Below are 25,122 nucleotides of genomic sequence, written 5' to 3'. Positions count from 1 at the left end.
GCCCCCGATCAGCCGAACAGGGCGTCGATTTCCGCCTGGCTGATCGCCTTGCCCTGGAGTTGCGGTCCGTTCAGCAGCTTCGCCTCATCCGCCACCGGGACCTCGACCGACGCCGGCAGGTTCGCGAAGGCCTCGGCGCCCCAGGTCTGAATCATGTTGACGACCCGCTCCTCGATGAAGTCGAGCGTCCGCACGACCTTGCCGATCCGCTGGCCGGTAATGTCCTGGAAGTTGCAAGCCTCGAAGATGCTCACGACGGCCTCCATGATCCCGTCGAGGTCGGCCTTACCCTCGGGATCGTCGGTCTTGGCCTTGAGCTTGACCGCCGTCCGCTCGATCAGTTCGGCGGCGCTCAGCACGCCGTTGGTTGCATGCTCGGTGGCGCTGACGATGGCCGCCAACTCCTCCCCGGCGACCACCAGCCTGTCCTGTTCCGCCTTGGGATGACGCAGGGCCGCGATCTCGATATGGGTCGCCTGGATGCGCTGCTGCAGGTCGGCCACATCCGGTCCAGGGGCGGGGGCCGGTCCAGGGGCGGGGGCCGGTCCAGGGGCGGGGGCCGGTCCGGGAGCGGGGGCCGGTCCCGGCGCGGGGACCGGCTCCAGCACCGGCTGGAGCGCCGCCAACTCGTCGAGCCGCCGCTCGATCCGGTCGATCGCCGCCATCAGCTCCGCGGGCGTGGCTGTCGGAACGGGAACCGGGACAGCAAGCTCCGGCTTAGCGACGGTTTCCAGGTCGGCCGACGCCCCGTGCCGGAAAGGCAGGCCTCGGCGTTGCAGTTCTGCGGTGAATGGCTTGGCCGACATGCCGTCGATCTCTGCGAAGCTGGTGCGGGACAACAGGGGCAGAGTATCGACGTATACACTTTATCGAAGGTTAACACGTCGCATGCGAAACGTCGCATTCCGGTTGAACCGCAGCGCTCCGGATCCTTTGGAACCGTTTCAGGACCGGTCTCGGTCGTGGGGAGCGCCATAGTCCAGCGCCGGCCCCTTCGGCACGATGCCTGTCGGGTTGATGGTCTTGTGGCTGCCGTAGTAGTGCCGCTTGATGTGCTCGAAGCTGACCGTATCCGCCACTCCGTCCACCTGATAGAGCTCGCGGAGGTAGTTGGACAGGTTCGGATAGTCCTCGATCCGGCGCAGGTTGCACTTGAAATGGCCGACATAGACCGCGTCGAACCGGACCAGGGTGGTGAACAGCCGCCAGTCGGCCTCGGTCAGGCGGTCGCCGGCCAGGTAGCGCTGGCGGCCCAGGCGCTCCTCCAGCGCGTCTAGCGCCTCGAAGAGCTGGTCGAACGCACGCTCATAGACGGTTTGGTCCGTCGCGAAGCCGGCCTTGTAGACCCCGTTGTTGACCCGGTCGTAGACATAGGCGTTGATCTCGTCGATCTCGCCGCGCAGATCGGCCGGATAATAGTCGGACGAGGGATCGCCGAAGGCGTTGAATTCGGTGTTGAGCATCCGGATGATCTCGGCCGATTCGTTGTTGACGATCGTCCGCTTCTGCTTGTCCCACAGCACGGGCACGGTCACCCGGCCGCTCATGTCGGGCTTCACCTCGGTGTAGACCTCGTAGAGGAAGCGCTTGCCGTTCACCGGATCCGCGCCGGGAGCCAGTTCCCAGCCGTTCTCCAGCATCAGCGGCTCGACCACCGAGACCGAGATCGCGTCGTCCAGTTTCTTCAGCTTGCGGAAGATCAGGGTCCGGTGCGCCCAAGGACAGGCCAGCGAGATATAGAGATGATAGCGTCCCGGTTCGGCCTTGAAGCCCGACGAGCCGTCGGCCGTGACCTGGTCGCGGAATGCGCTCTCCTGCCGCTTGAAGGCCCCTCCCGTCGATTTCGTGTCGTACCACTGGTCGTGCCAGCGTCCGTCGATCAGCAAACCCATGGTGGTCTCCTCCAGCGTTGCGTTGCGTTGCGATCCGGTACCGTGCCCCCGGCCGGACCGGGAGCACGGGTCTTCAACATCAGCCGTGCAGCTTTGCTGCGGTATCAACCGTGCAGCTTTGCTGCGATCTCCGCGACGTGCCGGCCCTGGAAACGGGCGCCTTCCAGCTCGATCGCGCTGGGCTGGCGCGAGCCGTCGCCGCCCGCGATCGTGGTCGCGCCGTAGGGCGAGCCGCCGGCGATCTCGTCCAGGGTCGTCTGGCCGGCGAAGCTGTAGGGCAGGCCCGCGATGACCATGCCGTGGTGGAGCAGCGTGGTGTGGAAGGACAGGATGGTGCTCTCCTGCCCGCCGTGCTGGGTCGCGGTCGAGGCGAAGACGCTGCCGACCTTGCCGATCAGCTTGCCCTGCGCCCACAGGCCACCGGTCTGGTCGAGGAAATTGCGCATCTGCGACGCCATGTTGCCGAAGCGGGTCGGCGTGCCGAAGATGATGGCGTCGTAGTCGGCGAGTTCCGCCGGAGTCGCGACCGGGGCTGCCTGGTCCAGCTTGACGCCGGCCTTGGCCGCGACTTCCGGCGGCATCAGCTCGGGTACCCGCTTGACCGTCACCTCGGTGCCGGGAACCGAGCGGGCTCCTTCGGCGACCGCTCCGGCCATGGTTTCGATGTGACCATAGCTGCTGTAGTAGAGGACCAGGACCTTCGCCATGTCTCGTCTCCCTTCTGGGTGGATCCGTCGGCACCGGACAACCGCGCCGACGCCACAACAGGTAACGCGTTGCGTTGGACCTGATAATCGCTGATAATCTCACTTCATTGTTCTGCAAGACGCAACAATACGGCGGGTTGGACGCATGGACCGGCTGGACGACATGTGCGTGTTCATCCGGGTGGTGGATTGCCGCAGCTTCACCCTCGCGGCGGAGCGGCTGGGCCTGTCGAAGTCGGCGGTCAGCCGGCGGATGGCCGACCTGGAGAACCGCCTGGGAGCCCGGCTGCTCAACCGGACCACCCGCAGCCTCAGCCTGACCGAGGTGGGGCAGGCCTTCTACGACCGCTGCACGCGGATCGTGGCCGACGTGGAGGAGGCCGAGCGCGCCGTCGCCGACCTGCACGCGCAGCCACGCGGCACCTTGAGGATCAATGCCCCGATGTCGTTCGGCATGATGCACATCGCGCCCGCCATCGCCGAGTTCCTGCGCCGCCATCCCGGCCTGGAGATCGAGATGGACCTCAACGACCGGTACATCGACCTGATCGAGGAGGGCTACGACGTCGCGGTGCGGATCGGCAAGCTGCGCGACAGCAGCCTGGTGGCCCGGCGCCTCGCCCCGAACCGGCGGGTCGTCGTGGGAAGTCCCGGCTACTTCAGGGAACACGGGCGCCCAGCCCATCCCGACGACCTGGGCGGCCACAATTGCCTGATCTACACCAACGCACCGCTGGCCGACCAGTGGCAGTTCCGGGTCGGCGGCGAGGTGCGGTCGGTGAAGGTTTCCGGCACGCTGCGGGTCAACAACGGCGAGGTGTTGCGGGAAGCGGCCGTCGGCGGCCATGGCATCGCGATCCTGCCGACCTTCATCATCGGCGAGCAGATCGCCCGCGGCCATCTCGACGTCGTGCTGATGGACTTCGCCGCCGGGGACGGCGCGGTCCACGCGGTCTATCCGCACGGCCGCCACCTGTCGCCCAAGGTCAGGGTTTTCGTCGATTTCCTGGCCGGACGGTTCGGCCCGGTGCCTTACTGGGACGCCTCGCTTCATGTGCTGACCGGGGGATGACCCGGCCTCCCGCGGGAACCCTTCTCTTCGCTCCGTTGTTGTAGCGGTCAACAGGCTCGATGCTTGTCAAGAGACAAAACGCGGAGGATGAGGATATGAACAGGCTTATGTTCGGCGCGGCGATCATCGCGCTTACCGCAGGGACAATGGGATCGGTCCATGCCCAGACATCCCCCGGCAGCACCCAGGACTTGCAACCGGCTTCCTGCACGCAGCTCGAGATCGGGCAGGTCGGTAACCGGGTGGACCAGCTCCAGGGTCAGCAGAAGGCCGAGGCTGAGCTGATGCTCCAGCGGGCCCGGGAGGCGCAGAGCGACGGTCAACTGAACGAGTGCCGCCAGATCCTCGCCGATCTCGAGCAGATGCTTCCGGGCGGGCAGCAGGTCACCAGGACGACTCCGCTTCCCGCCATCCTCGGCGGCGAGGGTGGACAAGGTGGCCAGGGCACCGCGCGGAACGGCGCCGACCCGCAGCAGGCCCCCATCCAGGCCGACAACGTGGTCGCGGCGCTGCGGGAGAACCGCCAGTTCAGCACCCTGGTCGGGCTGATCGAGAGTGCCGGCCTGGCCGAGACGCTGAGCCAGTCGGGTCCCTACACGATCTTCGCGCCGACCAACGCGGCCTTCGAGAAGCTGCCCCAGAACGTCCGCGACCAGCTGACGCAGGAGCAGAACCGCGACCAGCTCCGCACCGTGCTGTCCCAGCACGTGGTCCAGAACCAGAGCATCGCTTCGACGCAGATCCCCCAGGAAATCAACGCGATGGGCGGCGGGCCGATCGACGTTTCGATGACCAACGGCCGCCCGCGCCTCAGCATCGGCGCTCCCCAGCCGCCGGCCCAGGGCCAGACCGCGAACCAGACGGCGGCTTCCCAAACCGCTGCTTCCGAGCCTGCGGCCATGTCGGAAGTGCGTGACGCCCGCACCGCGCTGGAGAACGCGAACCAGACCTTGGGCGGCGAGGGCCAGGAGATGGAGGCCGTCCAGGACCAGATCTCGACCGCGCGCCAGGCGCTCGACCGCGGCTTGGCCCAGGCCCAGCAGCCGAACCGGGCCCCCCTCGAGCAGGCGAGTTCCGCGATCGCCCGCGCCGATCAGGCCGTGCAGGCCAACGACCGGAACGCCGCCCGCCAGGCCGTCGACGACGCGCTGCTCCAGCTCCGCCAAGCCGAGACCGCGATGACCGACGGGTCCGGGGCCGCGACGGGCGGCCAGACCGATGGCGGCCAGCAGCGGACCGCCGACCGTTCGAACCAGGATCCGGCCTCGATAACGGTCGGCGATATCCGTACGGGCAACGGCTTCGTCCACGGCATCGACCAGGTGCTGGTGCCCGAGAACGTGCAGGAGGCCCTCGTCCAGTAAGGACAGCAGGCAACCCCAAACGACCTTTCCAGGGCCGGCGCTCCGAACGCCGGCCCTTTTTGTTTGCATTTGTCGCACTTGACGCCCGTTCGCGATCGGCGTAGATCAGTGAGTGAATGAACGTTCACTCTCAGCATAGACGGCAGCACGGCGGCAATGGCACCAAGCGTCAAGGAAGACCCTGCCTCAACGACGACGGCGGATTTGCGGGAGGCGCAGCAGCAGCGCATCCTCGCTGCCGCCATGACCTGCTTCGCGCGGTCGGGCTTCCATAAGGCCAGCATGCAGGATATCTGCGCCGAGGCCGGCATGAGCGCAGGCAACCTGTACCGTTATTTCCGCAGCAAGGAAGCGATCATCGCCGCCATCGCGGAGGCCGACCGCGTCCGCAATGCCGAGATCTTCGAAGTCCTGGAGCGGACGGACGATCCGGTGCGCGGCCTGTGCGCGCTTGCGCGCGCCTTCCTGCGCGAGATGCATGGCCGGGAGGCGCCGGCGCTCTGCACCGAGATCATCGCCGAGGCGTTGCGCAATCCCGAGATCCGCGCCATGTTCGAGCGCAACATAAACGAGGCCCACGCCGCGTGCGCCAAGGCGCTTCGCCGGGGGATCGAACAGGGCACCGTCGATCCCGGCATCGACGTGGACGTCACCGTCCGGCTGCTGATGGCCATGGGCGACGGCATCATCGCCCACCGGCCCATGGCCGATTTCATGACCGACGACAGGATCGACGCCGTTCTCGACACCCTGTTGGAACGATTCCTGCGGCCAGGCGCCCCTCCCACTCCGCCTCCCATCTCCGAATAAGGCCAAGACCATGCCCCGAGCACCCGACCGCCTCTCGTCCATGGGCAAGCTGCTGCTTGGCGCGGCGCTGCTCGGCTGGTCAGCAGCCACGCTCCCCGCCGCCTCGTCCGCCCTCGCGGCGGAACCCGCCGCCGTCGTTCCCAAGCCGCCCAGCGTCAGCGTGGTCAAGGCCCAGGCCGGCACCCTGGCCGAGACGATCCTGATGACGGGCACCCTGGTCGCGCGGGACGAGGTCCTGGTCGGACCGGAGATCGACGGCCTCGCCATCACCGAACTGCTCGCCGAGGAAGGCGATCGGGTCGAGCGCGGCCAGGTCCTGGCCCGCCTGTCGCGCGACATGCTGGATGCCCAGGCGGCGCAGAACAGGGCATCGATCACGCGCGCCATGGCGGCCATCGCCCAGGCCCGCAACCAGATCGCGGAGGCGAATGCCCAGGCGCGCCAAGCCGAGGCCGCCTTCGAGCGCGCCCGCACCCTCCAGGAGCGGGGCAACGCCTCGCAGGAGGCGCTGGAGCAGCGCGAGGCGGCGGCCCTGGTGGCCCGCGCCCGGGTGGCCGTCGCCGAGGACGCCCTGCGGGTCTCGCAGGCCGACAGGGACCTGGCCGAGGCCCAGCAGCGCGAGATCGAGGTTCGCATCGGCCGCACCCAGATCAAGGCCCCCGCCGCCGGCATCATCAGCCGGCGCGAGGCGAAGCTGGGTGCGCTGGTCTCCCCCGGCGGCGAACCGCTGTTCCGGATCATCGGCAACGGCACGATCGAGGTCGAGGCCGCCGTGCCGGAGACGGCGCTCGCCCGGCTGCGCGTCGGCCAGCCCGCCCAGGTCCGTCCCGCCGGCATGACCGATCCGGTTCCCGCCCGGGTCCGGCTGGTCTCCCCCGAGGTCGACCGCACGTCCCGCCTCGGCAGGGTGCGGCTCACGGTTGACAGCGTCCCCGGCCTGGCGGTCGGGGCCTTCGCCCGCGGCGCCGTCGAGGTGGACCGCCGCGACGGCATCCTGGTGCCGCTGTCGGCCGTGCTCAACCGGCCGGAGGGTTCCGTGATCCAGGTGGTACATGACGGCATCGTGGAAACCCGGCCCGTCATCGTCGGGCTGAAGGCCGAGGGCAAGGCCGAGATCCGTGACGGGCTTGCCCCGGGAGAGGACGTGATCGCCGTGTCCGGCACCTTCGTCCGCGACGGCGACCGGGTAACCCCGGTGCCGCATCCTCCCGCCGTATCGGCGGTGCAGACCAGCAGCGTCCCTTAAGCGTTCCCAAGAGAGAAGCGGGAGCCCGTCCCATGTCGCTCAACGTCTCCGCCTGGTCGATCCGCAGTCCGGTCCCGGCCCTGGTGTTCTTCGCGGTGGTCATGCTGCTGGGGATCGTGTCGTTCCAGTCGCTGCCGATCACGCGGTTTCCCAACATCGACGTGCCGGTCGTCTCGATCACCGTGACCCAGTCGGGGGCGGCGCCGTCCGAACTGGAATCCCAGGTCACCAAGCAGGTCGAGGACGCGGTCGCCAACATCACCGGCGTCAAGCACGTCACCTCGACGATCACCGACGGCACCTCCACGACCGCGATCGAGTTCCGGCTGGAGGTGGACACCGACCGGGCGGTCAACGACGTGAAGGACGCGATCGCCAAGATCCGCGCCGACCTGCCGCGCACCATCGACGAGCCGATCATCGAGCGGATCGACGTGGAGGGCCAGGCGATCCAGAGCTACGCCGCCTCCGCTCCCGGCATGACGCTGGAGCAGCTGTCCTGGTTCGTGGACGACGTGGTCAGGCGCAAGCTCCAGGGTCTGAAGGGCGTCGGCCGGATCGACCGGATCGGCGGCGTCGAGCGCGAGATCCAGATCCAGCTCGACCCCGACCGGCTGATGTCGCTGGGCATCACCGCGGCCGACGTGAACCGCCAACTCCGCGCCACCAACATCGACCTGGGGGGAGGCCGCGGCGAACTGGGCGGCCAGGAGCAGGCGATCCGGACGCTGGCCGGCGCCCGCACGCTGGACGACCTGCGCCAGACCCGCATCGTGCTGCCCGGCGGGCGCGAGGTGCGGCTGTCCGACCTGGGCGAGGTGGTGGATTCATACGAGGAGCCGCGGTCCTTCGCCAAGCTGAACGGCGAGCAGCAGGTCGTCTCGTTCAGCGTGTTCCGATCCAAGGGGGCCAGCAACGTCGAGGTTGCCCGGGTGGTCGAGGCGGAGCTTGCCCGGCTGTCGGAAGCCCACCCCGACGTCAGCTATACGCTGATCGACGACACGGTGGACTATATCGAGGGCAACTACGAAGCCGCCATGGGCACCCTGCTGGAAGGTGCGGCCCTGGCCATCATCGTCGTCCTGGTGTTCCTGCGCGACTGGCGCGCGACCCTGATCGCCGCCGTCGCGATGCCGCTTTCCATCATCCCGGCCTTCTGGGTCATGAGCATGATGGACTTCTCGCTCAACCTGGTCAGCCTGCTGGCGATCACGTTGGTGACGGGCATCCTGGTGGACGACGCGATCGTCGAGATCGAGAACATCGTCCGCCATATGCGCATGGGAAAGTCGCCCTACCGCGCCGCGATGGATGCGGCGGACGAGATCGGCCTGGCGGTCATCGCGATCACGCTGACCATCGTCGCGGTGTTCGCCCCGGTCAGCTTCATGGGCGGCATTCCCGGCCAGTATTTCAAGCAGTTCGGCCTGACGGTCGCGGTGGCCGTGCTGTTCTCCCTGCTGGTCGCCCGGCTGATCACGCCCATGATGGCGGCCTACCTGATGCGCGCCCACCCGCCCCGGCCGGAGCGCGACGGCGCGCTGATGCGGGCCTATACCGGGTTCCTGAGGGTCACGCTCCGCTGGCGGTGGATGACGCTGCTGGCCGGCGTCGGGCTTTTCGCCGTCTCCATCTGGAGCACGTCGCTGCTGCCCACCGGGTTCATCCCGGCCGAGGACGCGGCCCGTTCCGTCGTCTCGGTCGAACTGCCGCCCGGCGCCACGCTGGAGGACACCGCCCGGACCACCGACCGGATCGCCACGACGCTCCGCGAGATGCCGGAGATCAAGTCGGTCTTCGCGATGGGCGGCACGACCCCGACCGGTGCCGGCCGCGAGGTTCGCAAGGCGGCGCTGTTCGTCATGCTGACGCCGAAGGGCGAGCGCGAGATGACCCAGAAGCAGGTGGAGGGGGAAATATCCCGCCGCCTGGCCGAGGTGCCCGACATCCGTGCCTGGTACGTCAACGAGCGCGGCGAGCGCGAGCTGTCGATCACGGTGATGGGCAACGACGGCGTGGCCCTGGGCGAGGCGGTCGCCTCGATCGAGGCGGCGATGCGGCGCGAGCCGGGCTTCTCCAACGCCGCCGCCAGCGCCGGGCTGGACCGGCCGGAAATCCGGGTCCTGCCCCGCCTGGACGAGGCCGCCCGCCACGGCGTCTCGCCCGAAACGATCTCGGAGACGGTGCGGGTCGCCACGATCGGCGACATCGGCGCCAACCTGGCCAAGTTCAATGCGGGCGACCGCCAGATCCCCATCCGCGTCCAGCTCGACACCCAGGCCCGCCACGACCTGCGGCTGATCGAGACGCTGGCGGTGCCCAACACGGCGGGGGTCGCCGTGCCGCTGATGTCGCTGGCCGACATCTCATTCGGCCAGGGTCCCTCGTCGATCGAGCGCTACGACCGGGAACGGCGCGTGCTGATCGGGGCCGACCTGACCGGCGGCCTGACGCTGGGCGACGCGCTCGCCCGGGTGAAGGCGCTGCCGGAGGTCCGGGACATGCCGGCCGGCACCCGTATCCAGGAGAGCGGCGACGCCGAGATCATGGGCGAGGTCTTCGCCGGCTTCGCAGCCGCGATGGGCGCCGGCCTCCTGATGGTGCTGGGCGTGCTGGTGCTGCTGTTCCACAACGTGTTCCAGCCGATCACCATCCTGCTGTCGCTGCCGCTGTCGATCGGCGGCGTCATCATCGCATTGCTGCTGACGGGCAACCCGATCAGCATGCCGGTGGTGATCGGCATCCTGATGCTGATGGGCATCGTCACCAAGAACGCCATCATGCTGGTCGATTTCGCGGTGGAACAGGAACGGAAGGGCATGAACCGGATCGAGGCGATCATCGACGCCGGCCGCAAGCGCGCCCAGCCGATCATCATGACCACCATCGCGATGGCGGCCGGCATGCTGCCCAGCGCCATGGGAGCCGGCGACGGCGGCGAGTTCCGCGCGCCCATGGCGATCGCGGTGATCGGCGGCCTGCTGGTCTCCACCGTGCTGTCGCTGATCTTCGTGCCCAGCTTCTACACCATCATGGAGGGGCTGTCGGAACGGGTCGGCAGCGTGCTGGGCCGATTCGTCGGACCCCGGGAGGAGGACGACCCGCACGGCGCGCCTCATCCGGCGCCGGCCCTGCCGGTCCGCCACGCGGCGGAGTAGGACATCGGGGAGCTGCCATGACGAAGGGTGCGTTGACCGATGTCGGCGCACCCTTCATCGTTTGATGCCAAACAGTCATGCGCCCCTCAGCCATTCCGCCGGTCCACTCCCCTTGAGCTATCTCGCCTTCATCGCCGCCCATGGGCGGATGCTCGCCTTCGGCTTCCTGCTGACCCTGTTCTCCAGCTTCGGCCAGACATTCTTCATCTCGCTGTCCGGCGGCTACATCCGCGAGGAATTCGGCCTGACCAACGCCGAATTCGGCCTGCTCTACTCGATCGCGACCCTGGGCAGCGCAACGGCGCTGATCTGGGCGGGCCGCTGGATCGACACCACCGGCTTGCGGCGCTACGTGACCGCCGTCTGCCTGGCGCTGGCCGCCGCCTGCATCGGGATGGCGACCGCCGGCCACGCGGTCCTGCTGGTGCTGGCGCTGTTCGGCCTGCGGCTCGCCGGACAGGGGCTGATGCCGCATACCGCCTTCACGACCATGGCCCGCCGGTTCGACACCGGCCGCGGTACCGCGCTGAGCCTCGCGGCGCTCGGCCACCCGACCGGGGAGGCCCTGCTGCCCACGGTGATGGTGACCGCCCTGGCGCTGCTGGGCTGGCGGAGCGCCTGGGCGGCCTGCGCCGGCGTCCTTCTGGCGGTGGTGCTGCCGGTCCTGCTCTGGCTGCCCCGCTCGGAGCCAGCCGCGCCCGAGCCGTCCCCCGCCGGATCCTCGCCATCGACCCGTCCGGTGGCGGCCCGGGACTGGACGCGCGCGGAGGTGCTGCGCGACCCCCGATTCTACATGGTGCTGCCGGCGTTGCTCGCCCCCGGCTTCATCAACACCGGCGTGTTCTTCCACCAGATAGCCCTGGTCGAGTCGAAGGGATGGCCGCTGTCCCTCTTCGCCGCCGGCTTCGCGCTCTACGCCGGGACCACCATCGTCACGTCGCTGACCGTCGGTCCCCTGATCGACCGCCTGGGCGCCGTTCGCCTGATGCCATTCTACCTGCTGCCGCTGGCGGCGGCCCTGCTCGTGCTTTCCTCCACCGCCGATCCGCTGGCCGCGGCCGGCTTCATGGCGCTGGCCGGGATCACGGCCGGGATCAGCGCGATCATCGTCGCGGCCGTCTGGGCCGAACTGTACGGAACCCGCCACCTGGGAGCGATCCGGTCGCTGTCGGTGTCGGTCACCGTTCTGGCGACGGCCCTGTCCCCGGGGCTGTTCGGCTGGCTGCTCGACCGGCAGGGCAGCTTCGACGGCATCGCGATGGGGAGTGCCGCCGGCGTGCTGGCGGCGGCGGCGCTGACGGTCCCTGCCGTGCGGCGGCGCGCCGGAGCGGCTGCGTAAGGACGGTAAGCTCGAAGCGCCGTGCCAAGCGACGATCGTGCCGATTGCGTGCACTGCAGCGGACTGTTAGACACGACCGCGGATACCGGACGCCGCCATGCGGGCCGGCAAACTGCTATGGGGTGGCCTTTCCGTGATCAGACCGCTGTACGACTGGACGATGCGCCTTGCGGGTCATCGCCATGCCATGTGGGCGATGGGGTTCATCTCCTTCATCGAAAGCTCGGTCTTCCCGGTACCGCCGGACGCCCTGCTGATGCCGATGGTGCTGGCACGCCGCGACCGGGCCTGGGCGATCGCCGCCGTCTGCACGATCGCCTCCGTCGTGGGCGGAGCCTTCGGCTACTTGATCGGCTATTTCCTGTGGGACGCGATCGGCCAACAGGTGATGAACCTGTACGGCTACACCGACAAGATGGACCAGTTCGCGGCGCTCTATAACGAGTGGGGCTTCTGGATCGTCGCCGGCGCCGGCTTCACGCCGTTCCCCTACAAGGTCATCACCATCGCCAGCGGGGTCACCCACCTGGACTTCGCCATCTTCATGATCGCGTCGGCCGTATCGCGCGGCGCCCGCTTCTTCCTGGTCGCCGGGCTGCTGTGGTATTTCGGGCCGCCGATCCGCACCTTCATCGAGAAAAACCTGGGCATTCTCGCCACGGCGTTCTTCCTGCTGCTGCTGGGCGGATTCGTGGCCGTACGGTACATGGTCTGATGCCCCCGGCCCGTCTTCGCCATCGGACACCATGAACACGTCAGACGCCCTGTCCGCCCCCCGCCTGCCCGCGCTGTTCCTGCTGGGAGCCGGCATCGGATCGTTGCTGGCCGCGTTTTTCTTCCAGTACGTCGTCGGGCTTCAGCCCTGCGTGCTCTGCATCTGGCAGCGCTGGCCCTATGTCGCCGTGATCGTCCTGGCGGCAGCGGCGCTGCTGCTGGCCCGCTCACCGAAGGCGCGGGCGGCGCTTCTCGCCCTGTGCGGCGTGGCCCTGCTGATCGGCGGCGGAATCGCGGTCTTCCATGTCGGCGTCGAACAGCATTGGTGGACGGGAACGCCGGGATGCGGCGTCACGGGAACGGCCGATTCGGTCGAGGCGCTCCGCGCGCAGATCATGGCGACTCCCGTCGTCCGGTGTGACGAGGTCGCCTGGTCGCTGTTTGGCATTTCCATGGCGGGATACAATATCCTGATCTCGCTCGTGCTGGCGGCGATCGCCCTGGCCGCCGCCGGCCGCGCCGCTTCTGCGGCGCGCTGAGAGGAAGAGGAGAGACCGATGACCCTGACCAACGAACGGCCGCAGCCGACGGGCCGTGACGAAATCCCGCTGATCGAAGCGTCTCCCGGCCGGGTCGACGAGGCCGGGCCGCCGAAGCCGTCCCGTCCCCGTTACCTGCCGGGCGATCCCGAGATCCGCGAGCAGCTCGCCCGCATGATCCGGGTGAACCATGCCGGCGAGTACGGCGCCAAGCGGATCTACGAGGGACAACTGGCCGTGCTGCGGAACTCTCCCGCCGCCAAGACCATCCGCCACATGCAGGAGCAGGAACAGGAACACCTGGACACCTTCAGCCGGCTGATCGTCGAACGCCGCGTACGGCCCACCGCGCTGCATCCGCTGTGGCACGTCGCCGGCTTCGCCCTGGGCGCCGCCACGGCGCTGATGGGCCAGCGCGCCGCCATGGCCTGCACGGTCGCGGTCGAGGAGGTCATCGACGAGCACTATGCCCAGCAGGCAGAGCAGCTCGGCGACACCGAGCCGGAGCTGAAGGGCTATATCGAGAAGTTCCGCGCCGAGGAACTGGAGCACCGGGACATCGGCCTGGCCCACGAAGCCGAGCAGGCGCCGGCCTATCAGGTGCTGACCGGCCTGATCAAGGCGGGGTCGCGCGCCGCGATCTGGGCGGCCCAGCGCTTCTGAGATCGGTGCCTGTCGATATTGCGCGGCAATCGGTCATGGCTGCACGGTGGTCCTGACAAGTCGTGTGACGCCGACCTACGCTCCCCAGCACTTCCCGGGCGGCCGAAGCGGTCAGAACGGGTCGAGTTCGGTATCCCAGTAAAGAAAATCCCGCCAACTTTCGTGCAAGAAGTTTGGCGGGAAGGATCGTCCGTTTTCCTGAAGCTGGTGCGCCGTCGGCTGGAAGGGCGGCATTAACGGTACCATGCCGCACTGGTTGGGTAGCCTGTTCCCTTTCCTGAGATTGCACGCCGAACAGGACGTCACGACGTTCTCCCACGTCGTTCGCCCGCCTTTCGACCGCGGGATCACGTGGTCGAAGGTCAGCTCCTGGGTCGGGAACGGCTCGTTGCAGTACTGGCACGAGAACCTGTCGCGCAGGAAGACGTTGAACCGGGTGAAGGCGGGACGGCGGGCCGCCGGGATGTATTCCTTCAACGAGATCACGCTGGGAAGCTTGATCTCGAAGTTGGGAGATCGGACGACCCGGTCATATTCGGAGATGATGTTCACGCGGTCGAGGAAGACGGCCTTGACCGCTTCCTGCCAGGACCACAAGGACAAAGGGAAGTAGCTCAGCGGACGGAAATCCGCATTCAGTACCAGCGCCGGACAGTGATCGGGTGGTGGTGCCAAGCCCACGCCCTCCTCTGGTTCCCTTGCCTGTCAGGCCCAAGCGCCTGACTTGGATGCGCTTCTCTCATAGAGCATCCTCGACCCAAACTCAACAAGCTGGACCGCCGGACATTCCCAACTTCATGATGCTGTAACGGTGCGTCGTACCAACTGGCCCATCCACGCGGGCGGACGGGCCGGAGCCTACGGCGTGCGGGTCATCCCAAAAGCGCCCGTTTCAGGAAGAAACCGCCGCGGGTCAGGCCGTCCTGGTCGATTCCGTGGCCCAGGCCGGGCCGGACTTCGACCTCCACGGGAACGCCGGCGGCTTGAAGGACAGCCTGCGCGGCCGGCAGGGCCTGCGGCGGCACCACCTGATCGGCATCGCCATGGACCAGGAGGACCGGCGGACGGGACTTTATCTCCCCCGCCAGCAGATCGGGAGCGAGCAGCGCGCCGGAATAGCCCAGGACGGCGGCGACCGAGTCGGACCGGCGGAGCGCCACGTAAAGGGACGTCATGGTGCCTTGCGAGAACCCGACGAGCGCCAGCTTGTCCGCCGTGAGGCCGCGTTCCGCAAGGGCCTGGTCGATGTAGGCGTCGATCACCGGAGCGACCCGCTTGACCCCCGCCGTCATGGCGGACATCGAACGATCCAGCAGGCTGAACCATTGATAGCCGTAGGGCGACATGTCGCACCGGTCGGGCGCGTTGGGGGAGATGAACTCGGCATCCGGAAGCAGGGCGCTCCAATAATCCGCCAGCGAGATCAGGTCGTCGCCATCGGCGCCGACTCCGTGCAGCAGGATCACGAGCTGGCGGGCGGGTCCACCGGACGCGGGCGGGACGCCGGGTCCCGAGAGTTTGGCAAGGTCGCTCATGGGTGTGTTTTGACCAACCCCATTCGTCCTGTCAATCTCCCTACGAACTACCAACGGAGATTTGAACGGCGGCGCTTCCCACACAGACGCCCTGGACAGGAAGGGCTTGGCAAGGCACGAGCCGCAGGGCCACATGAGGGGGCCATGAGCATCGTCACGCGCTTCGCCCCCAGCCCGACCGGGCATCTCCACCTGGGCCATGCCCATTCCGCCCTGTTCGGCTGGCACGCGGCAGTCGATCACGGCGGACGCTTCCTCCTGCGGATCGAGGACATCGATCCGGCCCGGTGCCGGCCGGAGTTCGAGCGCGACCTGATCGAGGACCTGGAATGGCTCGGCCTGGACTGGCCCCGACCGGTCCGCCGCCAGTCGGAGCATCTGGACGATTACCGCGCGGCGCTGGAACGCCTGGACAGTCTCGGCGTGACCTATCCCTGCTTCTGCACGCGCCGGGAGATCGAGGAGGAGATCGCGCGCGCCGGGCACGCCCCCCACGGACCGGACGGCCCGCTCTACCCCGGCACCTGCCGCGCGCTGACGGCAGGGGAACGAGCGGACCGAATCGCCCGGCGCCTGCCTTTCGCCGTGAGGATCGACGTCGCCCGTGCGTCGGACTCGGCGGGGCCGCTCACCTGGCATGACCGCGCCGCCGGTATGGTACCGGCCACGCCCAGGGTCCTGGGCGACGCCGTCCTGGCCCGGAAGGACGTGCCGACCAGCTATCATCTCAGCGTCACCGTGGACGACCATCTGCAGGGCGTGACCCTGGTGACTCGCGGGAAGGACCTGTTCTGCGCCACCCATCTTCACCGGCTGCTGCAGGCGCTGCTGGGATATCCCACGCCGGAGTATCACCACCACGGTTTGCTGACCAACGAGCGCGGCGAACGGCTCGCCAAGCGAGACAGGGCGGTGTCGCTCCGGGCGCTCCGCGCCGCCGGCCGGACCCCGGCGGAGGTCAGGGCCATGGCGGGATTTCCGTGAAGGGGAAGTTCCCTAGAGGGGGCGCCGCAGACCCATGACGAGGTCCAGGTAGTCGGGCTGCTCGGGCTTCAGGCAGCCGTGGCGCACCAGGAAGTCGATGATCACCAAGTTCACGTTGAACTTGAAGTCGTCGGTGTCGCGAACGCGGGCGGCCACCTGATCGAGCGGCCACAGCATGAATTCCTCCACCTCCCCGTCGGTGTTCCTGGGCGTGAAGTCCTCTGCCAGTTCCAGGTCGTAGAGGAACAGGGTATCGGGTTTCAGCCCGGCCTCGTTTTCCATCATATAGGATACGGCGCCGACGGGCACGGCGCGGCGGGCGGCGTCCGCGGACAGGCCGGCCTCCTCCTCCGCCTCCTTCACGAGGTTCTCGTCGAGAGACAACCCGTAGGGCTGGCCGCCGGCAACCAGGTTGTCCAGCTTGCCCGGAGCGATCCTGCGGTCGGTGGCACGCCTGCCGACCCAAAGATGCAGCCCATCCGGTCGCCGGACGAAGCCGTTGATGTGGAGCCCGAAGGAACGGATGCCGAAGAAGGCTACCGCCGATCGGTCGATCTTCAGCAGCGGCTCGGCTCCCCAGGCCGTCACCACGGGATAGGCTTCCCGGCGGAGGCGCTGGATCGTGCCGTCGGCGACCAGGGCGTCGAGGACCCGGGCCATGGCCTCCGACCGCGCAGCGAACGTGCCGAGAGTCTCGCGCAGGAAAATCCCGTCCTGACCGACGTCGAACACGTCGTCGAAGCGGGTGAGATGGTCCGCCAGGGCGTGGCGCACCCATCCCACCTGATCCCCTCCCACCCGGAAGGGGCGGAAGTCCGACAGATCGTGCGTGTTGCAGGCGCGGATGTGATGCAGGTAACTGGTCATGGGCGGATTAAACCCCCGCCCACGGCGTTCGTCACGCTGTTTTGTCCGGTGCGGCCCCTATTCCGCGGCGGCCCGGAACCGCTCCGACGTCAGCACCGTGTCCACGTCGGGGATCTGGCGAAGGCAGGCGGCGACGTATTCGGCCTCGCTCCGCACCATGCCGTGCATCTGCAGGTCGATGATCAACTCGTCATCCCGAACGCCGCCGACCCGGCTATGCCAGGAAGTCGGAACCAATCCACGCTTGGCGAAAAGCTCGAGAACGCGCGGCATCACACCGGGATCGGCGGAAGCCTGCACCGAGAAGCAGGCGGTCGTGTCGGCATCGTAAGGGCGGGTTTCGGCACCGGGTGCCGACAGGGTGGGCATGGCCATCGAAGGCTATCCTTCATGCGATATCGTCTGGCTGGGTCAGCGGTTGAGTACCCCGGCCCTCAGAGGAGGACCGGGCCGCTAATTCGCGCGATGATCGCTATGAAGGCTGCCCTGTGCATGGGGTGGAACATAGGGGGCTCGCCCGATGCCGGTCAAGTGCCATGCTGCCGCAGCCGGCAGCCGGCAGCCGCGGCGAGGATTTCAGTCGCCCCGGGTCCGCTCCACGCCGAGCAGGCCGGTCGGGCGCATCACCAGCACGGCGATCAGGGCGGCGAAGACGGCGACGTCCTTGTAGGCCATGGGAAACCAGGCCGCCCACCCGGTCTCCAGCGCCGCGATCAGCAGCCCGCCCAGGAAGGCGCCCGGAACGGACCCGATGCCGCCGACGATCGCCGCGGCCAGCGCCTTGAAGCCGAGCAGCGTTCCCATGTACGCGTTCACCCCGCCATACTGCAATGCCACGATGAACCCCGCGGCAGCGGCGCAGGCGGAACCCAGGGCGAAGGTCGCGCCGACCGTCCGGTCGGTATCCACTCCCAGCAACTCGGCCATCGCCATGTCGTCGCTGCAGGCCCGGTTGTCGCGCCCGAACCCCGTGCGCCGGAGCAGCCACCAGAGGCCGCCGGAGCACGCGACGGTCACCATCATGACAAGCGCCTGCCCGACCGAGACCGTGACGGGAAAGCCATCGCCGCCGGCCAGGGTGATCCTGCCGGTCAGCACCGGCGCCAGCCAGCGGTCGCGCCCGCCCTGGAGCAGGCGCACCCCCTCCTGGAGCGCGATCGAGGTTCCGATGGCGGCGATCAGCGGAATCTGGGTCGGCGTCCGGCGCAGCGGCCGGAACACCAGACGCTCGATCGACCAGCCCTGCCCCGCCGTGAGCGCCACCGCCGCCAGCAGCACCAGCGGCAAGGCTCCCCATCCCGCCCCGCCGAGGCCCATGAAGACCACGGCGGCGATGACGCTCTGATAGGCGCCGAGCATCATGAGTTCGCCGAACGCGAAGTTGATCCGTCCGATGATGCCGTAGACCAGGGAGAACCCGACCGCCAGCAGGGCGTAGATGCAGCCGAGCACGGCGCCGTTGACCGTCTGCTGAAGCGCGTAGAGCCAGGCCAGCCTCCCGGGCTCCATCGGGACCGCCGAGGAGTCGGCGGACGGCGTCCGATCGGCGGGCGCAGATTTCTCCAGCGCAAGCCAGCGCTTCAGGAAGAAGAGGCGCAGGCCCGTCACTTCCCCGACATGGCTGGTGGCGACGCGGATCAGTTCCAGCGGGGCGTTCTCCACCCGCCGCGGGGAGAAGCGGCAGGCGATCCAGCGCGCTTGTCCGTCTGCCGTCCTGTAGCCGACGATCACGCCGTCGGGATCGGACGGATCGGACTCCGGCGGGCCGACGGAGACCCGGCCCATGTCCGGTTCGAAGGCGCCGATCGCCCGGCCGCAGGCCCCGACCTCGCCCGGATCGGGTCCGCAGCCGGAGAGCAGCAGGATCAGGACGAGCAATGGAAGAAGCGGGCGGACAGGCATACGGTCGGCATTCCACCAATGCGCCGGCGCCGTCCGGATTGGCGGATCGGCGGAAAGGGTTCATATCAGAGGGGGAAGTTGTCCGACCAGAGGTTCCGACATGGCGCGTTCCGGATTGGCATCCTGCGGGATCGTGGCGGCGGTGCTCCTGCTGGCCGGGTGCGGCGGCAGCCGGGTGGTATCCGACACGCCGAGCACGGCCTATTCCCCGCTGGAGTTCAGCGCTGCGGCCGGCGGACGCGACTTGATGACGGAAGTCGTCGGAAACCCGTTCGGCATGGACCGGGCCGCCTTCGGCACCTCGGTGACGGACCTGATGCAGAACCAGCATTTCGGCCCGGCGACCCGTTTCACCACGACGCCCGGCGACAGCGCCGATCCGCGGTACAAGGTGGTGATGGTGTTCAACCCGGCGGAGAACGTGGCCAATCCTCAGATCTGCGGCGGCCGTCCGATCGCGACGGACGACCGGCCCGGCCAGCCGATCCGCCTGCAGGCGGCGTTCTGCCGGGGCGGGACCCTGACGTCGACCAACGGCTGGGCGCCGGCCTTGTCCTCACCGCAGGACCCGGCGTTCCGCAGCCTGATCTCGGACGCTACCTTCTCCCTGTTCCCGGTTCGCGACCCGAATCGGGGCGGGGACGACTGCAGGCTCGCCGGCTGCTGACCTGAATTCCAGCCCCGGCTCAGGAATAGACGAGCCAGTCCCGCATCAGCGCCGTCGCGGCGAAGGGCCGTTCCAGGGTGGCGAGGTGGCCGCACTCCTCGATGACGGCGAGGCGGGCGCGGGGTATCAGGTCCGCCATCTCGACATGCATTTCCAGTGTGCTCAGCGCGTCCTGGCGGCCGCACAGCACCAGGGTGGGACTGGATATGCCGGGCAGGTCGCCGCGGCTGTCGGGACGGCACATGATCGCGGTCTGCTGGCGCAGGAAGGCATCCTTCCCGACCCGCTCCGCCATACCCGTGACGATGCCGGTCAGGGCCTCCTCCTCCGTCCTGGACGGGTGGATCAGCATCGGCAGCAAGCGGGGCGTCACGCCGCGGAACTCACCCTGGTTCGCGAGGGCCATCAGGCCGCGCCGCCGCCGGCGCTGCTCGTCGGTATCGGCCCGCGCGTTGGTGTCCAGCAGCGCCAGCTTGGCGACGCGGTCCGGCGCCCGCCGCGCGATCTCCAGCGCCACGTATCCGCCCATGGACAGGCCCGCGACGGCGAACCGCTGCGGAGCCGACTCCAGCACCGCGTCGGCCATCGCGGCGATGCTGTCATGGCGGGTCAGGTCGGCGACGCCGACGTCGGCGACCTCGCCCAGGTAGCGCGATTGGTGCGCCCACAGCGCGCCGTCGCACAGCAGGCCCGGAAGCAGGATCAGGGGAAGTCTGGTCATCGGATCAGCGGAAGAACCTTCTTGAAAGCGGGCGTGTCGGCACGCCCCAGCCATTCGAACATGACCATCTCGGACGTCACGATCTGGACGCCCCGCCCGCGCATCCGTTCCAGGGCGAGGTCGCGGTTGAGCGGTACCCTGGAGCCGACGGCGTCGGCCACCAGGAAGCAGTCGAAACCGGCTTCGGCCAGTCCCAACGTGGTTTGGAGCACGCAGACATGGGTCTCGGTTCCCGCGACGACGATCTGGCTTCGGTCGAGCTTGCGGACGCGGTCCATGAATCCGGCCTCCCGCGCCGCGCCGAAATTGATCTTCTCGATCACGGCCCCCGCCGGCATCAGGTCCGCGACCGGCGCTATGGTGTGGCCCAGGCCCTTGGAATACTGCTCCGTCGCCAGCACAGGGACGCCCAGTTCGGCCGCGGCGAGAAGCAGCTTCCGGATGCAGCCGACGACCGCCTCGACGTCGTGGATCGCCGTCGCGAGGCGCTCCTGGACATCGACCACGAGCAGGATCGACCGATCGGAGTCGAGCAGCATGGCGCAGATCCTTCTTGCGGAATTCCTCGGGTGACACTATCGTCCGCGGCATTGCGAAGCCAAGCCTATCGCACCGTGCCGCGCACCGCTGAGAAAAATCGGTGCGACAATACGGAATGTTGACATGATGGTTTGACTTTCCATACTGCCGCTCCAATCTGTGCTGCAAGCCGATAGGCTTACGCTGCTTTCTCCAACCGACACTGGCTTAATGAATTTTTCGGAAATTGGGCTCGGGCCCGAAGTCCTGCGCGCCGTCGAGGATGCGGGCTATACCCAACCGACTCCGATCCAGGAACAGGCGATTCCCTGGGTCCTTCAGGGACGGGACGTGCTGGGGTGTGCCCAGACGGGTACCGGCAAGACGGCAAGTTTCACCCTGCCCATGATCGAGATCCTGGCAAACGGCCGGGCCAAAGCGCGCATGCCGCGCTCGCTGATCCTGGAGCCGACCCGCGAGCTCGCGGCCCAGGTCGCCGAGAATTTCGAGACGTACGGCAAGCACCACAAGCTTAACATGGCGCTGCTGATCGGCGGCGAGTCGTTCGGCGACCAGATCAAGAAGCTGGACCGTGGCGTCGACGTCCTGATCGCGACGCCGGGCCGCATGATCGACCTGTTCGAGCGCGGCAACATCCTGCTCAGCGACATCAAGATCTTCGTGATCGACGAGGCCGACCGGATGCTCGACATGGGGTTCATCCCCGACATCGAGCGGATTGTGGCGCTGCTCCCGAAGATGCGCCAGACCCTGTTCTTCTCGGCGACCATGCCGCCGGAGATCAAGCGGTTGGCCGACAACTTCCTGATGAACCCGCGCGAAGTGTCGGTCTCTCCGCCCGCCTCCATGGCGGAGACCGTCACCCACGCATTGACCGTCGTCCAGCCCGAGGACAAGCGCCGGGCGTTGCGCCATCTGCTCAGCACCGAGGACGTCAAGAACGCGCTGATCTTCTGCAATCGCAAGCGCGACGTGGCCATCCTGCACAAGAGCCTGGAAAAGCACGGATTCAACGCCGGGGCGCTCCACGGCGACATGCCGCAGAGCAAGCGGACCGAGACGCTGGAAGCTTTCAAGAAGGGCGAGATCACGCTGCTGGTGTGCAGCGACGTGGCGGCGCGCGGCATCGACATCGCCGGCCTCAGCCACGTCTTCAACTTCGACACTCCGCTCCACGCGGAGGACTATGTCCACCGGATCGGCCGCACCGGCCGGGCGGGCCGCCAGGGCCGCGCCTTCACGATCGCCAATCCGGAAGAAGGCAAGCAGGTCGCCGCGATTTCCAAGCTGATCAAGCGGGAGATCCCGCTGATCTCGATCGATGGCGTCGATCTGGCCGAGTTCGAGGAGATCTCCGACCGACGCCGTCGGCGTCCCGCGCGCAAGGACGAAGCCCGGAAGGAAGAGGCTCGGAAAGAAGAGGAGACCAAGGCAGCGCGTCCGCCGAAGTCGGATTCCCGCCCGCGGCCTGAGCCCCGGCCCGAACGCGAAGCCCGTCCCGACCGCGAGCAGCGGGCCGAGTCGATGCGCTCCGACGCGCCTCGCCGCGACCGCGACGACCGCCGCCGCCGCCGCGAGGAGGACGATGACGACGAGGTCGTGATCGGTTTCGGCGACCACATTCCGGCCTTCCTGCTGCGCCGCGCCCGGCCGGTCGCCACTCCGGAAGCGTAAGGACGGTCCCGGCCATGCAGACCATCTTCATCATGGTCAAATGCGACCTCGGGCAGGCCTACGAGGTCGCGGACCGCGCGGTGCAGGACGTGGAGCAGGTGTCGGAGGTCCACTCGACCTCCGGCCAGTACGACCTGCTGATGAAGTGCTACCTGGACGACGAAACCGACATCGGCCGCTTCGTCACCGAGCAGGTGCAGACCCTGCCGGGTGTGAAGGACACCTTCACCTTGATCACCTTCAAGGCTTTTTCCTGACGATCCGCTCGTTGACGGTCCAAGTGGCCGGCGCCCGAAGGCCGCGCCGGATCATCGGCCGACCGCCAGGTTCTCCCGCCGGATGTCGGCGCCTCCCAGCAGCCTGCCCTCTTCCACCGCGATGATGCTGAGCCCGCTGGTCAGGTCGGTGACCGTGACGCCGTGCCCCATCCGCTCCAACTCCGCGGCGAGGTCGGTCACCGAGGTGCCGGCTTCCAGCAGGGTCGCGGGCGCCTTCCCGTTGTTGTTCTGGAAATGCGGCAGCGCCGCCACCTGCTGCGGGTCCAGTCCCCAGTCGATCAGCGCCACGACGCTCTGCGCGACGTAGGAGATGATCGAGGATCCTCCCGGCGAGCCGAGCACGTATCTCACCTTGCCGTCCTCGTCGAACACGATCGTCGGCGCCATGGAACTGCGCGGGCGCTTGCCCGGCTCCACCCGGTTGGCGACGGGCTGCTCGGGCGGGCCGGCGGCGAAGGAAAAATCCGTCAGCTCGTTGTTGAGCATGAAGCCGCGCACCATGCGGCCGGAGCCGAAGGCGCTCTCGATGGTGGTCGTCATCGACACGGCGTTGCCGAACCGGTCGACGATCGAGATATGGCTTGTCGCCGGGACGTCGCGGTGGACGCCGTCGAGGAACCGGCCCGTTTTGAACGGCGGATCGCCGGGTTCCGCCGGTCCCATGTCGCGTTCCGTGCCGATCAGCCCGGCCCGCGTCCGGAGATACTGCCGGTCCAGCAGCCCGCGCACCGGCACATCCACGAAATCGGCGTCGGCCACGTACCTGTTGCGGTCGGCGAAGGCCAGCCGGTTCGCCTGGGTATAGAGATGCACCGACCGCACGCTGTTGGTCCCGGCGGCCGCCATGTCGAAAGGCTCCAGCATCGCCAGGATCTGGGCCACCGCGATCCCGCCCGACGAGGGTGGCCCCATGCCGCAGACCTTGTACGCACGGTATGCGCCACAGACGGGAGCACGCTCCTTGACCCGATAGGAGGTGAAATCGCTGGGTGCCAAATCCCCGGCGCGGGGCTCACGACGGACCGCCGAGATGATGTCGTCCCGGATCTGGCCGGCATAGAAGGCATCGGCATTGCCATGCCGCACCAGGGCCTCGACCGACCGGGCATATTCCTCGTTGAGCAGCAAGGTTCCGGCCTGCTTCGGCGTGCCGTCCGGATTGAAGAAGTAAGCCTTGGCGGCGGGATCGTTGGGAATGCGGGCCGAGGCCTTGATCGAGTCGGCCAGTCGCGGCGATATTTCGAATCCGCCGCGCGCAAGCTCGATCGCGCGCTCCGCCAAGTCGGCCATCGGCAGCGTGCCGAACCGGCGGTGCATCTCCTCGATCAGCTTCGGCGTTCCCGGGACGCCCGTCGAAAGGCCGCTCTCGATCGCATCGGCCAGGGACAGCCCCTCGAACCGGGCCGGCGTCGCGGCACCCGGCGCGGTTTCCCGCGCGTCCAGCGTGATCAGCCGGCCGGTCGCCGCGTCCTGGTAGACCAGGAAGGCGCCTCCGCCGAGCCCGGAGGATTGCGGCTCCGTGAGCCCGAGGACGAGTTGGGCCGCGACCGCGGCGTCGATCGCGTTGCCGCCCCGCTCAAGTACCGCGAGGCCGGCGCGCGACGCCTCCGGATTGGCCGTCACGACCATCTCGGTCCCGGCGGCGACCAGGGGTTTCTGCCGGAAGCCGGTGGCGATCTCCGGCGGCATGCGGTCGTTCAACTGCAAGGCCGACGCCGGCAATGCCGCGACGATGGTGCCGACCGCGCCGGCGACGATGGATAGAGCGACTCGCCTGCGCATCAAGCCCATCCTTCGGCTCCTCGGGATTTGCGGGTCATGGTTCGACGTGGAGAGGCTACATGGGCGAGCCTACACCACTTTCCCGGGCCAGTTCCTGCGCTTCTTCGAGGCGTTCGGTGCATTGGGCCATGTCGCCCTGGCGTCCGGCATTGCGCGCGCCGAGCAGCAGGGTTTCCAGCTGCGCCCGCTCAGCCGCACCGATCCCCGGCTGGGCCGAGGGCGCATCCGGGACCGCCCCATCGGGAGCGCCGTCCTGCTGCGGGATCGCGGGAGCCGTGTTCATCCCGTCGGCGCTCGGGTTCGGCGGCTCGACCACGCGGCCGGTGCCGACATCGGGCGGCTGGATGACGCCGCCGGACTGGGCGAGGTTCTCGCTGGCAGCACTCCCCCCGCTTCCGGCCTGGGGAGCATTTCCGCTCAACCCCAGCGAATCGGCCAGCCTGTCGACCTCGGCAAGGCAATCCCGTGCTTGGCCCTGCTGGGCAAAAGCGGCCGAAGTCGCGCCGGTCAGGATGACCGACGCCGTCAAGAGCATACCCAGTCCACGCATTCGAACCTCCTTCGACCTTTGATCTCCTGTCAACACCCGGAGGGGCGGTTTCGTCCCCCTTCGCGAGGAGGGGCGCAACAAGTGATCGGGGTGAATGTTCACAGGAGGTTCTATTCCC

General features: G+C 68.2%; 25 protein-coding genes. 13 read left to right on the top strand and 12 right to left on the bottom strand.

Going from position 1 to position 25,122, the window contains the following annotated elements:
- Nucleotides 1-8 precede the first annotated feature (8 nt).
- The 3 genes from IGS68_RS09620 to wrbA all read right to left on the bottom strand — a co-directional run bounded on the left by IGS68_RS09620 (nucleotide 9) and on the right by wrbA (nucleotide 2,599).
- On the bottom strand, nucleotides 9-806 hold the full coding sequence (locus tag IGS68_RS09620; RefSeq protein WP_201079337.1) for a protein phosphatase CheZ: 798 nt from the start codon (nucleotides 804-806) through the stop codon (nucleotides 9-11).
- Nucleotides 807-944: 138 nt separating this feature from the next.
- Nucleotides 945-1,892 (bottom strand): glutathione S-transferase family protein, encoded by a 948-nt coding sequence (locus IGS68_RS09615; RefSeq protein WP_201079335.1) that lies wholly within the window; start codon nucleotides 1,890-1,892, stop codon nucleotides 945-947.
- Between the two features lie 104 nt (nucleotides 1,893-1,996).
- Nucleotides 1,997-2,599, bottom strand: coding sequence for an NAD(P)H:quinone oxidoreductase (gene wrbA, locus IGS68_RS09610; RefSeq protein WP_201079332.1), 603 nt, complete (start codon nucleotides 2,597-2,599; stop codon nucleotides 1,997-1,999).
- A 145-nt stretch (nucleotides 2,600-2,744) separates the two neighbouring features.
- On the opposite strand from wrbA, the gene IGS68_RS09605 reads away from it, so the two are divergent.
- The 9 genes from IGS68_RS09605 (at nucleotide 2,745) to IGS68_RS09565 (ending at nucleotide 13,504) form a co-directional block, all read left to right on the top strand.
- On the top strand, nucleotides 2,745-3,671 hold the full coding sequence (locus IGS68_RS09605; RefSeq protein ID WP_201079330.1) for a LysR family transcriptional regulator: 927 nt from the start codon (nucleotides 2,745-2,747) through the stop codon (nucleotides 3,669-3,671).
- Between the two features lie 95 nt (nucleotides 3,672-3,766).
- Nucleotides 3,767-5,035, top strand: coding sequence for a fasciclin domain-containing protein (locus IGS68_RS36155; protein ID WP_201079328.1), 1,269 nt, complete (start codon nucleotides 3,767-3,769; stop codon nucleotides 5,033-5,035).
- A 156-nt stretch (nucleotides 5,036-5,191) separates the two neighbouring features.
- Entirely contained in the window at nucleotides 5,192-5,845 is a 654-nt protein-coding gene (locus IGS68_RS09595) for a TetR/AcrR family transcriptional regulator (RefSeq protein ID WP_201079326.1), read from the top strand.
- A gap of 10 nt (nucleotides 5,846-5,855) precedes the next feature.
- Nucleotides 5,856-7,091, top strand: a complete 1,236-nt coding sequence (locus IGS68_RS09590; RefSeq protein WP_201079324.1) for an efflux RND transporter periplasmic adaptor subunit — start codon at nucleotides 5,856-5,858, stop codon at nucleotides 7,089-7,091.
- A 32-nt stretch (nucleotides 7,092-7,123) separates the two neighbouring features.
- Nucleotides 7,124-10,249, top strand: a complete 3,126-nt coding sequence (locus IGS68_RS09585) for an efflux RND transporter permease subunit (protein ID WP_201079322.1) — start codon at nucleotides 7,124-7,126, stop codon at nucleotides 10,247-10,249.
- Between the two features lie 112 nt (nucleotides 10,250-10,361).
- Nucleotides 10,362-11,588 carry an MFS transporter gene (locus tag IGS68_RS09580; protein WP_201079320.1) on the top strand — a complete coding sequence of 409 codons (1,227 nt, stop codon included), beginning with the start codon at nucleotides 10,362-10,364 and terminating at the stop codon, nucleotides 11,586-11,588.
- A 133-nt stretch (nucleotides 11,589-11,721) separates the two neighbouring features.
- The gene (locus IGS68_RS09575) at nucleotides 11,722-12,303 is read left to right on the top strand and encodes a YqaA family protein (RefSeq protein ID WP_201079318.1); all 582 of its coding nucleotides are present in this window, start codon (nucleotides 11,722-11,724) and stop codon (nucleotides 12,301-12,303) included.
- A gap of 31 nt (nucleotides 12,304-12,334) precedes the next feature.
- Nucleotides 12,335-12,841: a disulfide bond formation protein B gene (locus IGS68_RS09570; RefSeq protein WP_201079316.1), complete on the top strand. Its 507-nt coding sequence runs from the start codon at nucleotides 12,335-12,337 to the stop codon at nucleotides 12,839-12,841.
- Nucleotides 12,842-12,859: 18 nt separating this feature from the next.
- A complete protein-coding gene (locus IGS68_RS09565) occupies nucleotides 12,860-13,504 on the top strand; it encodes a demethoxyubiquinone hydroxylase family protein (protein ID WP_201079314.1) in 645 nt (214 codons plus the stop codon).
- A 111-nt stretch (nucleotides 13,505-13,615) separates the two neighbouring features.
- On the opposite strand, the gene IGS68_RS09560 is transcribed toward IGS68_RS09565, so the two are convergent.
- Nucleotides 13,616-14,179 (bottom strand): HNH endonuclease, encoded by a 564-nt coding sequence (locus IGS68_RS09560; RefSeq protein WP_201079312.1) that lies wholly within the window; start codon nucleotides 14,177-14,179, stop codon nucleotides 13,616-13,618.
- Nucleotides 14,180-14,376: 197 nt separating this feature from the next.
- Complete coding sequence (locus tag IGS68_RS09555; RefSeq protein ID WP_201079310.1) at nucleotides 14,377-15,039, bottom strand: alpha/beta hydrolase; 663 nt, start codon at nucleotides 15,037-15,039, stop codon at nucleotides 14,377-14,379.
- A gap of 144 nt (nucleotides 15,040-15,183) precedes the next feature.
- On the opposite strand from IGS68_RS09555, the gene gluQRS reads away from it, so the two are divergent.
- A complete protein-coding gene (gluQRS, locus tag IGS68_RS09550; protein ID WP_201079308.1) occupies nucleotides 15,184-16,023 on the top strand; it encodes a tRNA glutamyl-Q(34) synthetase GluQRS in 840 nt (279 codons plus the stop codon).
- Between the two features lie 12 nt (nucleotides 16,024-16,035).
- On the opposite strand, the gene IGS68_RS09545 is transcribed toward gluQRS, so the two are convergent.
- The 3 genes from IGS68_RS09545 to IGS68_RS09535 form a co-directional block, all read right to left on the bottom strand.
- Complete coding sequence (locus IGS68_RS09545) at nucleotides 16,036-16,890, bottom strand: DUF4743 domain-containing protein (RefSeq protein ID WP_201079306.1); 855 nt, start codon at nucleotides 16,888-16,890, stop codon at nucleotides 16,036-16,038.
- 57 nt (nucleotides 16,891-16,947) lie between these two features.
- Nucleotides 16,948-17,265, bottom strand: coding sequence for a hypothetical protein (locus IGS68_RS09540; protein ID WP_247881255.1), 318 nt, complete (start codon nucleotides 17,263-17,265; stop codon nucleotides 16,948-16,950).
- 201 nt (nucleotides 17,266-17,466) lie between these two features.
- Nucleotides 17,467-18,792, bottom strand: coding sequence for a branched-chain amino acid ABC transporter permease (locus IGS68_RS09535; RefSeq protein WP_247881254.1), 1,326 nt, complete (start codon nucleotides 18,790-18,792; stop codon nucleotides 17,467-17,469).
- A 100-nt stretch (nucleotides 18,793-18,892) separates the two neighbouring features.
- On the opposite strand from IGS68_RS09535, the gene IGS68_RS09530 reads away from it, so the two are divergent.
- Entirely contained in the window at nucleotides 18,893-19,459 is a 567-nt protein-coding gene (locus IGS68_RS09530) for a hypothetical protein (protein ID WP_201079304.1), read from the top strand.
- A gap of 19 nt (nucleotides 19,460-19,478) precedes the next feature.
- Here IGS68_RS09530 and IGS68_RS09525 read toward each other — a convergent pair whose 3' ends face one another.
- Entirely contained in the window at nucleotides 19,479-20,180 is a 702-nt protein-coding gene (locus IGS68_RS09525; protein WP_201079302.1) for an alpha/beta fold hydrolase, read from the bottom strand.
- Complete coding sequence (locus IGS68_RS09520; protein WP_201079300.1) at nucleotides 20,177-20,719, bottom strand: hydrolase; 543 nt, start codon at nucleotides 20,717-20,719, stop codon at nucleotides 20,177-20,179. Before IGS68_RS09520 ends, IGS68_RS09525 begins: the two co-directional genes overlap by 4 nt.
- A gap of 211 nt (nucleotides 20,720-20,930) precedes the next feature.
- Here IGS68_RS09520 and IGS68_RS09515 point away from each other — a divergent pair, with 211 nt between their 5' ends.
- Entirely contained in the window at nucleotides 20,931-22,394 is a 1,464-nt protein-coding gene (locus tag IGS68_RS09515) for a DEAD/DEAH box helicase (RefSeq protein ID WP_201079298.1), read from the top strand.
- A gap of 14 nt (nucleotides 22,395-22,408) precedes the next feature.
- Nucleotides 22,409-22,651 carry an Lrp/AsnC ligand binding domain-containing protein gene (locus tag IGS68_RS09510; RefSeq protein WP_201079296.1) on the top strand — a complete coding sequence of 81 codons (243 nt, stop codon included), beginning with the start codon at nucleotides 22,409-22,411 and terminating at the stop codon, nucleotides 22,649-22,651.
- A 51-nt stretch (nucleotides 22,652-22,702) separates the two neighbouring features.
- On the opposite strand, the gene ggt is transcribed toward IGS68_RS09510, so the two are convergent.
- Entirely contained in the window at nucleotides 22,703-24,454 is a 1,752-nt protein-coding gene (gene ggt / locus IGS68_RS09505) for a gamma-glutamyltransferase (protein WP_247881253.1), read from the bottom strand.
- 55 nt (nucleotides 24,455-24,509) lie between these two features.
- Complete coding sequence (locus IGS68_RS09500) at nucleotides 24,510-25,004, bottom strand: hypothetical protein (RefSeq protein WP_201079294.1); 495 nt, start codon at nucleotides 25,002-25,004, stop codon at nucleotides 24,510-24,512.
- Nucleotides 25,005-25,122 lie beyond the last annotated feature (118 nt).

It is taken from the genome of Skermanella sp. TT6, assembly GCF_016653635.2.
GTDB classification, from domain to species: Bacteria; Pseudomonadota; Alphaproteobacteria; order Azospirillales; family Azospirillaceae; genus Skermanella; species Skermanella cutis.
This window is presented reverse-complemented; position numbering and strand designations above follow the sequence as displayed.